The sequence below is a fragment of the Streptomyces virginiae genome, assembly GCF_041432505.1.
GTDB lineage: Bacteria > Actinomycetota > Actinomycetes > Streptomycetales > Streptomycetaceae > Streptomyces > Streptomyces virginiae_A.
Window position 1 is genome coordinate 7090929 of sequence record NZ_CP107871.1, and the last position, 10949, is coordinate 7101877.

Here is a 10949-nt window from a genome sequence, read left to right on the forward strand (position 1 = left end):
GCGTACAAGATCTGTAGGCATGGTGGAACGCCCGTTCGTCACTCGGCGGACGGGCTTCCGCGTTTTCCCCTCAGGACCGTATTCCCCGAGGCCGCCTCGAAGGCACAGGACGTCATGCCCATGCCCACACACGCCTACCACCGTTGCCCCGGAAAGGGTCCGAAGAGGGATCACATGCCCCACCGGCAACTCAGCATTCGCAAGAGGTGCGAGCAGATTCTCGGCCATCTGGATCTGACCCATCCGTTCTCCCTCGACGACCTGTGCCGCCGGATCGCGGAGCGGCGCGGCCGCCCCATCCGGCTCCACCCGCTCCCCAAGGAGGCGGCCGAGTCAGGAGTCTGCGGATTGTGGGTGGGCACGGCCAGCGTCGACTACGTCTTCTACGAGGCGCAGACCACCCCTCTGCACCGGGAGCACATCGTCCTCCACGAGCTGGGCCACATCCTCTTCGGCCACCACTCCCTGGAAGGGGAGGAGACCGACGGGCACGCCCCCGTGGTGCTCGGGCGCACCAACTACACCACCCGGCAGGAGCAGGAGGCGGAGATGCTCGCCAGCATGATCCGCATCCGCACGGCGAACCTCGCACCCCGGTCCGCGAACGGCGCACGCGGCACCCTGGCCCGGCTGGAGTCGGCCATGGGGTACGAGCGGGGCACCGATGGCCACTGACCTGACCGACCTCGGCAATTGGCTCGCCGTCCCCGGCGTGGTGTGCCTGTGGGCCGCCGTCCTGCTCCGCGCCCCCGGAGCCCTGCGCTCCCCGCAACAGCGCGGCCTGTGGCTGGCCGTCGCCACCGCCGCCGCCGCGATGACCCTCAACCTCCCGGACGTGGTCGCGTACGCGATGAGCCGCGGCCCCGGCTACGCCCACACCATCGGCCTCGTCCGCAACCTCATCGGCGTGCTGTCGGCCGGCGCCGTGCTCTACTTCGTCGCCGCCACCACCCGCGGCCGCAAGCTCCAACTCACCGCCTGCGTAGCCACCGTGGCCTGGCTCACCACCCTCGTCGCCCTGGACGCGGCGGCGCCCGACCACGGCACGCACACCATGCCCCCGGTCGGCGACCCGGTGCCCTCCCTCGCCTACTGGCTCGTGCTGATCTCCGCCCATGTGGTCGCCAACATCGTCTGCGTGGCACTGTGTTGGCGCTACAGCCGGCGTACCGAGAGCCGGGGCCTGGCCGCAGGTCTGCGGCTCTTCGGCCTCGGAACCGCCCTCGCCGGACTGTTCTGGCTGGCCTACCTGCTCAAGGCCCTCTTCGGCAGCACCTGGGCGATGCCCGCCCTCCCGCTGCTCATGAACCTGCACGGCCTGCTGCGCGCCGCCGCGATCCTCGTGCCCACCCTGTTCACGCTCCGCCGCACCTGCGCCGACATCGCCACGACCTGGCGGCTGTGGCCGCTGTGGCGCGACCTGGTCGAAGCGGTGCCGCACGTGGCCCTCAACAAGCCGCGCGCCTGGCGGGTGATGGAGCTGCTGTGGCCGCCGGTCCCGCGCAACCTGCTCGTGTACCGCAAGGTCATCGAGACCCGCGACGCGATCCTCATCCTGGGCGAGTACGTGGCCCCGGGCGCCATGGAAGAGGCCCGCGGGCAGGTCACCGGACGCGGGGTCCCCGAGCAGCGGGCCACCGCCGCCGCGCTGGCCCGCGTACTGAAGGAGGCCCGGCAGGCCAAGCTCGACGGAGCGCCCGGGCAGCCGGGCGAGGCGGCCGCGCTGGAACTGCCCGCCGCGATCCACACCTCGCAGGAGGGCGGGGACCTGGCGGACGAGGCCCGGTTCCTCGTCGACGTCGCCCAGGCGTACGCCGCGCCCGCCACCACAAGGAAGTGAAACACGTCGTGACCACCGTACTGATCACCGGCGCCAGTGCCGGACTGGGCGCGGCATTCGCCCGGGGCTTCGCCGCCAAGGGCTGCGACCTGGTCCTCGTCGCCCGCGACAAGGACCGGCTCGACGCCGTCGCCGCCGAACTGGCCCGGGAATACGGCACCGCGTCCGAGGTGCTGCCCGCCGACCTGCTGGACCCGACGGACTGCGCGCTCGTCACCGAGCGGCTCGCCGCGTCGGCCCGGCCGGTGGACATCCTGGTCAACAACGCGGGCTTCGGGCTGCCCGCGCCCTTCCCGTACAGCCCGGTCGAGGACGAGGAGCGGATGCTCGACCTCCTGGTCAAGGTCCCGCTCCGGCTCACCCACGCCCTCCTGCCGGGCCTGCGCGCCCGCCGCCGGGGCGCGGTCCTCAACGTCTCCTCGGTCGCCGGACTCCTGCCGACCGGGACCTACGGCGCCGCCAAGGCCTGGATCACCGCCTTCAGCGAGTCGCTCCGGGTGGACATGGCACCGTACGGGGTCCGGGTGCTGGCCGTGGTCCCCGGCTTCACCCGCACCGAGTTCCAGCAACGGGCCGGGATGGACGTCAGCGCGCTGCGCGACGCGGTCTGGCTGGAGCCGGAGGCCGTGGTCGCCCAGGCCCTGAAGGATCTCGCCCTGCGCCGCCCGGTCAGCGTCACCGGCCTCCGCTACCGCGCCTACGCCCTCGCCGTCCGGCACCTCCCGCGCACCTTCGTGGCCGCCAGGATGGCCCGCAAGCGCCGGGCCCCGGCGGACCCGACCGCATGAGAACGACCGTGGAGCGGGCCCGCGAGGCCCTGGCATCGGGGCTGCCGCCCACCTCGGTGTACGCCGCACTCGCGGTCGGCGCCGACTTCCAGGACACCGCCCTGGTCGTGTGCGACGCGCTCGGCATCCCACGCGCCGACGCGGAGCAGCGACTGCGCGGCGCCGAGGAACTGTGGGGCGACTTCGCCCCCGGGGACGAGGAGCTCCTCGGGGAACTCCTCGACCTCATCGGAGCGTTCGACGTCCACGTGGCGCTGGACGAGCCCGGCGAGCGGGTCCGCCGGCTCCTGGGCCGGTCCATGGGCGCCCTGGGCGGCATCGCGAGCGGGGCGGCCTTCAGCATCGGCCGGAAGTTGGACACCGGCCGCCTGCCCGAGGCGTACACCGTCCTCGTCGGCCTGCCGGTCCGCGAGCGCGGGGACCCGGCCCGCTACCGGGCGGAGCTGATCGCGGCCGGCGAGCTGCTCGCCACCTGGCTGCCGCCCGACGACCAGGAGGCCGCCGGGCGGGTACGCGAGGCACGCGAACGCTGTGCCCGGCGGGACGCCTCGGGGAGTCGGCCTAGAGCTCGGTGACCTTGCCGCCGGAGACCTCCAGGCGGCGGGTCACGTGCACCGCGTCCAACATCCGGCGGTCGTGCGTGACCAGCAGGAGGGTGCCCTCGTAGGCGTCGAGCGCGGCCTCCAGCTGCTCGATCGCCGGAAGGTCGAGGTGGTTCGTCGGCTCGTCCAGGACCAGCAGGTTCACCCCGCGCCCCTGGAGCAGGGCCAGCGCCGCCCGGGTGCGCTCACCCGGCGAGAGGGTGCCCGCCGGGCGCAGGACGTGCGCCGCCTTGAGGCCGAACTTGGCCAGCAGGGTGCGGACCTCGGCAGGCTCGGTCTCGGGGACCGCCGCGCAGAAGGCTTCGAGCAGCGGTTCGTCGCCGAGGAACAGGCCGCGCGCCTGGTCCACCTCGCCGACCAGGACACCGGAGCCGAGGGTGGCGGACCCGGAGTCCGGTGCCAGCCGGCCCAGCAGGACGGCGAGGAGCGTGGACTTGCCGGCGCCGTTGGCCCCGGTGATCGCCACCCGGTCCGCCCAGTCGATCTGCAGGCTCGCCGGGCCGAAGGAGAAGTCCCCGCGGCGGACGGCCGCCTCGCGCAGGGTGGCCACCACGGACCCCGAGCGCGGGGCCGCCGCGATCTCCATGCGCAGCTCCCACTCCTTGCGGGGCTCGTCGACGACCTCCAGCCGCTCGATCGCCCGGGCGGTCTGGCGGGCCTTGGCGGCCTGCTTCTCGCTGGACTCGCCGCGCAGGTTCTTTCCGATCTTGTCGTTGTCGGAGGCCTTGCGGCGGGCGTTGCGCACACCCTTGTCCATCCAGTTGCGCTGCATCTGGGCCCGGCCTTCGAGCGCCGACTTCTTGCCCGCGTACTCCTCGAACTCCTCGCGGGCGTGGCTGCGGGCGCGCTCGCGCTCCTCCAGGTAGGAGTCGTAGCCGCCGCCGTAGAGATTGATCTGCTGCTGGGCGAGGTCGAGTTCGAGGACCTTGGTGACCGTCCGGGTGAGGAACTCGCGGTCGTGGCTGATGACGACCGTGCCGGACCGCAGCCCCTTGACGAACCGCTCCAGCCGCTCCAGACCGTCCAGGTCGAGGTCGTTGGTGGGCTCGTCGAGCAGGAAGACGTCGTAGCGCGACAGGAGCAGCGAGGCGAGGCCCGCGCGGGCCGCCTGGCCGCCGGAGAGCGCCGTCATGGGAAGGTCGAGACCGACGGCGAGCCCGAGCTCGTCGGCGACCTCCTGGGCCCGCTCGTCGAGGTCGGCGCCGCCGAGGTTCAGCCACATGTCCAGCGCGGTCGCGTACGCGTCGTCCGCGCCCGGAGTCCCGTCCACCAGGCCCTGCGTCGCCGCGTCCAGCTCGGCCTGGGCCGCGGCCACACCCGTACGGCGTGCCAGGAACTCCCGGACCGACTCCTCGGGCCGACGCTCCGGCTCCTGCGGGAGGTGGCCGACGGCGGCGCCGGGCGGGGAGAGCCGCAGCTCCCCGGTCTCGGGGGTGTCCAGCCCGGCGAGCAGCCGCAGCAGGGTGGACTTCCCGGCGCCGTTCACGCCGACGAGGCCGATGACGTCGCCGGGGGCGACGACGAGGTCGAGATCGGCGAAGAGGGTGCGCTCACCGTGCGCGGCGGTGAGCTTCTTGGCGACGAGGGTTGCAGTCATGATGTGCCGATCCTATCCGCGCCCGGACGACGCCCGGCATGGCCGGATAGGTGGGAAGCACGTCATTGCGGCCATCGCGGGGGCGGAACACCATGAAGCCATGGGGTCATCGCCGCACGACGTGCTCGTCCTCCTCTACGACGGGGTCCAGAGCCTGGACGTGACCGGCCCGGTGGAGGTGTTCGCCGCGCTCGCCCACTTTCCCGGGCGGGCCGGGTACACGATCCGGACCGTCTCCCCGCAGGGGAAGCCCGTCCGCACCGGCAGCGGACTGACGCTGGTGCCGGACGGGGAGCTGGAGAGCGCCCGGCCGGGGCCCGGGACCACGGTGCTGGTCCCCGGGGGACGGTTCACGGCGGACTTCGAGCCCCGGCTCACCGACTGGCTCCGGACCCACGGGGGAGGCGTGGAGCGGCTGGTCTCCGTGTGCACGGGAGGACTGCTGCTCGCCGAGGCGGGGCTGCTGGACGGGCGGCGGGCGACGACGCACTGGAACGCCTGCGAGCGGATGGCGCGCGACTATCCGGCCGTCACCGTCGACCCGGACCCGATCTACGTACGGGACGGACCGGTGGCCACCTCGGCCGGCGTCACGGCGGGGATCGACCTCGCCCTGGCGCTGGTGGAGGAGGACCACGGGCAGGACGTCGCCCTGACCATCGCCCGGCACCTGGTGGTGTTCCTGCGCAGGCCCGGCAACCAGGCGCAGTTCAGCGCGCAGCTGGCCGCCCAGACGGCTCGCCGGGACCCGCTGCGGGACGTGCAGCAGTGGATCAGCGAGCACCCGGGGGAGCAGCTGGGCGTCGAGCACCTCGCCGCCCGTGCCCGGCTCTCGCCGCGGCACTTCGCGCGGGCCTTCCAGGCGGAGACCGGGGTCACGCCCGGCCGGTACGTCGAACGGGTCCGGGTGGACCACGCCCGGCGGCTGCTGGAGGAGAGCGGGGAAGGGATCGCACAGATCGCCCGGGCCTGCGGTTACGGGAACCCGGAGGCGTTGCGCCGGGCCTTCGTACGCAATCTCGGTCAGCCGCCGGCCGAGTACCGCCGCCGCTTCGGCACGGCGGGCCCCTGAGCGCCGCCCCGGCGCACCCGGAAGAAGAGAGAGAACCGCCCCACGCGGGCGGAGCCGTGTTCGGACCGACGCTCCGGAGGAGCCATGCAGATCGCCGTACTGCTCTACGACCACTTCACCGCCCTCGACGCCATCGGGCCCTTCGACACCCTCGGCCGGTTGACCGACGCCGAGGTCGTCTTCGTCTCGGAGCGGCCGGGGCCCGTGCGGACCGACAACGGCTCGCTCGCGCTCGTCGCCGACAAGGGGCTCGACGAGGTCACCCGCCCCGACATCGTGATCGTGCCCGGCGGGCCGCATCCCGACCGGGAGATGGCCAACCCCGTGGTCATGGACTGGCTGCGCGCCGTCGACGCCACCACCACCTGGACGACATCGGTGTGCACCGGATCCCTGCTGCTGGCCGCCGCGGGGCTGCTCGACGGCCGGCGGGCCACCAGCCACTGGCTGTACCTGGACCAGCTGCCGAACCACGGGGCCGAGCCCACCGGCGAGCGGGTGGTGTTCGACGGGAAGTACGTCACGGCCGCCGGGGTGTCCGCCGGGATCGACATGGGCCTCACCCTGCTCGGCCGGATCGCCGGTGACGACTTCGCCCAAGCCGTGCAGCTGATGACCGAGTACGACCCCCGGCCGCCCTACGACGCCGGCTCGCCCGACAAGGCCCCGGCCGCCCTCGTCGCGATGCTGCGGGGCGGTGGCACGCCCGGCTGAGGGCCGTCCGTCACGGTGTCCAGGTGAAGCGGGGGGCCCGGCGCTCCAGGAACGCGGCGACCCCCTCGGCGGTGTCCGCGCTCCCGGCGGCCTGGTCCTCCCAGTACGCGTCCCGGTCGGTCCGGCCGTCCGTGAACTCCTTGGCCGCCGCCTGCGTCAGCTGCGAGCGCGTGGCCAGGATCCGGGTGAACTCCACGACCCGCTTGTCCAGTTGCCCGGCCGGCAGCAGTTCGTTCAGGAACCCCGCGCGCAGCGCCGTCTCCGCGCCGATCAGCTCCGCGGAGTAGAGGAGGTACTTGGCCCAGGCCGGGCCGACCAGGGACGCGAGCCTGCGGGTGGAGGACGCCGGGTAGACGATGCCCAGCTTGGCCGGGGTCACCCCGAACGAGGCACCTTCCTCGGCGAAGCGCAGGTCGCAGGCGGCCGCCAGCTGGCTGCCACCGCCCACGCAGAAGCCGCGGATCGCCGCCAGGGTCGGCTTGGGGAAGGCGGCCAGGGCCTCCTCGGCGGTCACCGCCAGGGCTCGCGGGTCCTCGGCCCCGGCGGCGCCGGCGTCCCCGGTCAGGGAGGAGATGTCGGCGCCCGCGCAGAAGGTCGGTCCGGCCCCGGTCAGCACGAGCACCCGTACGGCCGGATCGTCCGCCAGGCCCGTCAGCAGCTCCGGGAGCGCCCGCCACATGGCGGCGGTCATGGCGTTGCGCTTGGCGGGGTGCGAGATGACGACCGTGGCCACCCCGTCGGCGACCGTGTGCAGGAGCTGTGCGTCCAGGGCTGCGTCCATGCGCCGGATGCTATCCCGCGCGGTCATACCTATGATCAAGGGAGTCCTCGGGGGTGCGAGGAGGTGGCACGTCCATGGGCGCAGACCGTGCGAAGGCCGGAGGCCCGGAACCGCAGCGGGACAAGAAGAAGCTCAACCGCAGTTTCGCGCTGATGACGGCCCTCGGGGTGATCCTGGTGCTGGCCGGCCTGGTCGGCCTGGTCTATACGGGGGTGGCCACCCTCACCTCGATGTTCCTCTTCGGCTGGCTGCTGCTCCTCGGCGGTGTGGTGGGCCTGCTGCAGGCCGTCCAGGCGCGCAGGAGCAACTACTTCTGGCTCGCCGTCGTCGTCGCCGCGATCAATCTGGCCGCGGGCTTCGTGATCCTGCGCCGCCCCGAGGCGGGCGCCGAGGCACTGACCATGTTCGCGGCGCTGCTGTTCCTCACGGCCGGGGTGTTCCGGCTGGTCGGGGCGCTGGTCGTGCGCGGCGCCAATTTCGGGCTCGCGGTCGTCCAGGGCGCCTTCGGGATCCTGCTGGGCTTCCTGATCCTCTCCAACTGGCCGGGCAACAGTCTGTACGTGATCGGAACGTTCTTCTCCCTCGCCCTGCTGTTCGACGGGCTGAGCCTGGTGGCCATGGGCATGGGTTCCCGGCGCATCCTGGGGTTGGTCAGGGAGGACGAGGCTCCGGCGGGGGTGGCCGCGGCGGAGCCGGCGGGCGAGGCGGCCGTGAAGCGACCGACAGAAGATCAGGAACAGTCGAACAACTGACTCTGTCATACGCCGGCGGTCAGAAAGTGTCCGATAGGCGCTGACTTTTGGTCAGCAGTCGGGTCCGGACCGGCCCGTTCACCACTCTTGTCGCGTGGAGACGATCGAGCGCGAAGACGGGGGACGGAAGATGGATGTCAGCGGGAGCGTCCCGCCAGCCAAGGCGGGTGAGGTGGAGGCTCCGGGCGACCCCCTCGCCTACGAGGGAGTGTGGAGGTTCACCGCGCCCGCCGTTGAAGAATCCGTTCCGCAGGCCCGCCGCGCGGTCCGGGACCTGCTCGGGCGCCAGGGGGTGCCGGCCCATCAGGACCTCGTCTACTCCCTGCTCCTGATCGTCTCCGAGCTGGTGACGAACTCGGTCCGGCATGCCGCCCTGCTCTCGCCGGAGGTCGCGGTCGAGGTCGCGATCGGCCGTGAGTGGGTGCGGGTGGCCGTGGAGGACAACCATCCCTACCGGCCCAAGGCGCTGGAGGCCGACTTCGGTCAGACCGGCGGCCGCGGCCTGCTCCTGGTCCGGGAGATCACCCTGGAGGCCGGCGGGGTCTGCGACGTCGAGCACACCTCGACCGGCGGCAAGGTGATCTGGGCGGCCCTGCCGCTCACCGCCCGGCCGACCGCCGGCTGAGCGGCGGCCGACGGGCGGGCGGACAGCGGGAGAACGGGACGGCGTACGGGCTACCAGCCCGCCGCGTCGCCGGTCAGCTCGCGGATCGCGGGCCGCGCCGCGTCCAGCACGGTCATGAACCAGGCCGAGAACGGCACTTCGGCGTGCCGCTTCGCCAGTTCCTCGGCGGTCACGAAGGCGGTGGCCTCGACCTCCTCCGGATCCGGCCGTACGACGGTCTGCGCGAGTCCCACGAACAGGTGATTGAACTCCTGCTCCACCAGACCCGAAGCGGGGTCCGGGTGGTTGTAGCGCACCGTCCCCGCCTGCGCGAGCAGGGAGGGCGACAGGCCCAGCTCCTCATGGGTCCGACGGGCCGCGGCCGCGAACGGAGACTCCCCGGGGTACGGGTGACCGCAACAGGTGTTCGACCAGACGCCGGGGGAGTGGTACTTCCCGAGGGCCCGCTGCTGGAGCAGCAGACGGCCCTGCTCGTCGAAGAGGAACACGGAGAACGCCCGGTGCAACAGGCCGGGCGCCTGATGGGCGGAGAGCTTCTCCGCCGTGCCGATGGTGTTGCCGGCCTCGTCGACCAGTTCGAGCATGATCGGTTCTTGAGTACCGGTGCCGTTGGACGCGCTGTTCGCGGCGGTGGCTGGTGTGGTCGGCATACCCATCCTTCGCTTCGGACTTCGACCTTCAGTCTGCCGTACAAAAGAGGCTTGTCCCCACTTCGGAGATCCACGCATGTCCGCCCCCCGTCGCGTGCTAGGCGACGAGGGGCGGATCACCTCACGTGTCGTTCATATGACGTTGTGTGCGCGTCAGACTCCGAACGGGGTCGGATAGCTGATCGTTCCCACCGGCACCGGGCGGGAGTCGTCCAGCACCAGCGCCATCATGGCTTCGTCGGGCACCTCGAAGGGGGCCCGGATACCGAAGCGCGACGCCGGCACGAAGCCGAAGCGCGGGTAGTACTCCGGGTGCCCCAGGACCAGGACCAGTGACTCCCCGCGCTCCCGGGCCGCCGCCAGCAGGGCCCGTACGACCGAGCTGCCCGCACCCGAGCGCTGCAGGGCCGGATCGGCCGCCACCGGGGCGAGCGCGAGCGCCGGGACGCCGCCGACCTCGCACCGGGTCAGCAGGGCGTGCGCCGCCACCGAACCGTCCGGGGCCTGCGCCACGTACGAGAGCCCGGGCAGCCAGGCCTCGTCGACACGCAGCGCGTCCACGAGGTCGGCCTCCAGCGGAGTTCCGAACGCCGCCAGATTCACCGCCCGTACGGCCGCCATGTCGGCCGCGGTCTCCGGCCGGGCGGGCCAGGCGTCGCCGTCCCCGGCGCTCACCGGGCGCAGGACGTAGCCCGTGTACCCGTACTCGTGCCCGTGGCGGGCCCGTACGTCGAGCTCCTCGCGCGTCGCGGCCAGGGCCCGCGCCATCGCCGGGCCACCGGTGCCGGACAGGGTACGGACCCGCTCGGTGAGCGGGCCGTAGTACTCGGCCCAGTCGGAGTCGGGCAGCTCGTGCACGCCGAGCACCTGGTACCCGGCCGCCTGGGCGGCCGCGAGATTGCCGGCGGTCGTGCGCAGCGCGTAGTGCGGGTCCCAGAAGGCGCGGGCGCCCGCGGACGGCCTCGCGACCGACCACTGGCACTCGGTCAGCACGAGGGTGCCGCCCGGGGCGAGCAGTCGCTTCCACCGCGCGAGCGCGGCGTCGAAGCCGAGGATGTAGGCGGAACCCTCCGCCCAGACGAGGTCGAAGGAACCGTCCTCGAAGCCCTCGTCCGGGAGGGCGCCCATGTCCGCCTCCACGATGCGGACCCGGTCGGCGAGACCGCGCGCCGCGGCGGCCGCACGGAGTTCGTCGAGGAAGGGGGCGTGCAGGTCGACGGCGGTCACCTCGGCGCCGGCCGCCTTGGCCGCGCCCGCCTCGGCGGCGAGCAGCAGTGCGCTGCGGCCCGGGCCGCAGCCCAGGTCGAGGACGCGCGGCCGCTCGGGCAGCGGTCCGCACAGGGACAACAGGTGGCGGGTGCTCGCGTCGGAGCCCGGAGCCTGCCGGGGCAGGCCGTGGTGCAGGGCGAAGAAGGCGTGCGTGAAGGCGTCGGCGCCGTTGAGGTCGACGGAGTCGTCGAAGGAATTGCGGTCGGTCAACGTGAACCCTATGGAACGGGGGCTCCGGCCGACGAGGCCCAGCTGTGTG

12 protein-coding genes are annotated in these 10949 nt (G+C 72.9%); 8 read left to right on the plus strand and 4 right to left on the minus strand.

From position 1 onward, the window contains the following. Positions 1-174 precede the first annotated feature (174 nt). From OG624_RS32790 to OG624_RS32805, 4 genes are read left to right on the plus strand one after another with little or no spacing between them, the layout of a single operon-like run. Positions 175-675 (plus strand): ImmA/IrrE family metallo-endopeptidase, encoded by a 501-nt coding sequence (locus tag OG624_RS32790; RefSeq protein WP_033219974.1) that lies wholly within the window; start codon positions 175-177, stop codon positions 673-675. Then, a complete protein-coding gene (locus OG624_RS32795; RefSeq protein ID WP_051763224.1) occupies positions 665-1840 on the plus strand; it encodes an MAB_1171c family putative transporter in 1176 nt (391 codons plus the stop codon). Before OG624_RS32790 ends, OG624_RS32795 begins: the two co-directional genes overlap by 11 nt. A gap of 8 nt (positions 1841-1848) precedes the next feature. Continuing rightward, positions 1849-2628, plus strand: coding sequence for an SDR family NAD(P)-dependent oxidoreductase (locus OG624_RS32800; protein WP_033219969.1), 780 nt, complete (start codon positions 1849-1851; stop codon positions 2626-2628). Further along, a complete protein-coding gene (locus tag OG624_RS32805) occupies positions 2625-3203 on the plus strand; it encodes a hypothetical protein (protein ID WP_371640139.1) in 579 nt (192 codons plus the stop codon). Before OG624_RS32800 ends, OG624_RS32805 begins: the two co-directional genes overlap by 4 nt. Here the strand turns inward: OG624_RS32805 and OG624_RS32810 are convergent. Continuing rightward, positions 3190-4827 carry an ABC-F family ATP-binding cassette domain-containing protein gene (locus OG624_RS32810; RefSeq protein ID WP_033219967.1) on the minus strand — a complete coding sequence of 546 codons (1638 nt, stop codon included), beginning with the start codon at positions 4825-4827 and terminating at the stop codon, positions 3190-3192. The two genes, OG624_RS32805 and OG624_RS32810, sit on opposite strands and share 14 nt — an antisense overlap. A 100-nt stretch (positions 4828-4927) precedes the next feature. Here OG624_RS32810 and OG624_RS32815 point away from each other — a divergent pair, with 100 nt between their 5' ends. Beyond that, the gene (locus tag OG624_RS32815) at positions 4928-5899 is read left to right on the plus strand and encodes a GlxA family transcriptional regulator (RefSeq protein ID WP_266353944.1); all 972 of its coding nucleotides are present in this window, start codon (positions 4928-4930) and stop codon (positions 5897-5899) included. Positions 5900-5983: 84 nt separating this feature from the next. After that, positions 5984-6613 (plus strand): DJ-1/PfpI family protein, encoded by a 630-nt coding sequence (locus tag OG624_RS32820; RefSeq protein ID WP_033219963.1) that lies wholly within the window; start codon positions 5984-5986, stop codon positions 6611-6613. Between the two features lie 10 nt (positions 6614-6623). Here OG624_RS32820 and OG624_RS32825 read toward each other — a convergent pair whose 3' ends face one another. Further along, positions 6624-7382, minus strand: coding sequence for an enoyl-CoA hydratase/isomerase family protein (locus OG624_RS32825; RefSeq protein ID WP_161291274.1), 759 nt, complete (start codon positions 7380-7382; stop codon positions 6624-6626). Between the two features lie 86 nt (positions 7383-7468). On the opposite strand from OG624_RS32825, the gene OG624_RS32830 reads away from it, so the two are divergent. After that, on the plus strand, positions 7469-8146 hold the full coding sequence (locus tag OG624_RS32830) for an HdeD family acid-resistance protein (RefSeq protein WP_371588806.1): 678 nt from the start codon (positions 7469-7471) through the stop codon (positions 8144-8146). A gap of 130 nt (positions 8147-8276) precedes the next feature. Beyond that, the gene (locus OG624_RS32835) at positions 8277-8771 is read left to right on the plus strand and encodes an ATP-binding protein (RefSeq protein WP_202506106.1); all 495 of its coding nucleotides are present in this window, start codon (positions 8277-8279) and stop codon (positions 8769-8771) included. A 50-nt stretch (positions 8772-8821) separates the two neighbouring features. Here the strand turns inward: OG624_RS32835 and idi are convergent, their stop codons facing one another. Together idi and OG624_RS32845 are read right to left on the minus strand one after the other, a co-directional pair. Beyond that, on the minus strand, positions 8822-9421 hold the full coding sequence (gene idi, locus OG624_RS32840) for an isopentenyl-diphosphate Delta-isomerase (RefSeq protein ID WP_033219956.1): 600 nt from the start codon (positions 9419-9421) through the stop codon (positions 8822-8824). A gap of 153 nt (positions 9422-9574) precedes the next feature. Next, the gene (locus OG624_RS32845) at positions 9575-10900 is read right to left on the minus strand and encodes a GNAT family N-acetyltransferase (RefSeq protein ID WP_371640140.1); all 1326 of its coding nucleotides are present in this window, start codon (positions 10898-10900) and stop codon (positions 9575-9577) included. Positions 10901-10949 lie beyond the last annotated feature (49 nt).

What these genes read in the sequence shown, in the direction of transcription:
- OG624_RS32830 (WP_371588806.1), top strand. Translation starts at nt 7,469, where the DNA reads ATGGGCGCAGACCGTGCGAAGGCCGGAGGCCCGGAACCGCAGCGGGAC.
- OG624_RS32795 (WP_051763224.1), top strand. Translation starts at nt 665, where the DNA reads ATGGCCACTGACCTGACCGACCTCGGCAATTGGCTCGCCGTCCCCGGC.
- idi (WP_033219956.1), bottom strand. Translation starts at nt 9,421, where the DNA reads ATGCCGACCACACCAGCCACCGCCGCGAACAGCGCGTCCAACGGCACC.
- OG624_RS32820 (WP_033219963.1), top strand. Translation starts at nt 5,984, where the DNA reads ATGCAGATCGCCGTACTGCTCTACGACCACTTCACCGCCCTCGACGCC.
- OG624_RS32790 (WP_033219974.1), top strand. Translation starts at nt 175, where the DNA reads ATGCCCCACCGGCAACTCAGCATTCGCAAGAGGTGCGAGCAGATTCTC.
- OG624_RS32810 (WP_033219967.1), bottom strand. Translation starts at nt 4,827, where the DNA reads ATGACTGCAACCCTCGTCGCCAAGAAGCTCACCGCCGCGCACGGTGAG.
- OG624_RS32815 (WP_266353944.1), top strand. Translation starts at nt 4,928, where the DNA reads ATGGGGTCATCGCCGCACGACGTGCTCGTCCTCCTCTACGACGGGGTC.
- OG624_RS32805 (WP_371640139.1), top strand. Translation starts at nt 2,625, where the DNA reads ATGAGAACGACCGTGGAGCGGGCCCGCGAGGCCCTGGCATCGGGGCTG.
- OG624_RS32835 (WP_202506106.1), top strand. Translation starts at nt 8,277, where the DNA reads ATGGATGTCAGCGGGAGCGTCCCGCCAGCCAAGGCGGGTGAGGTGGAG.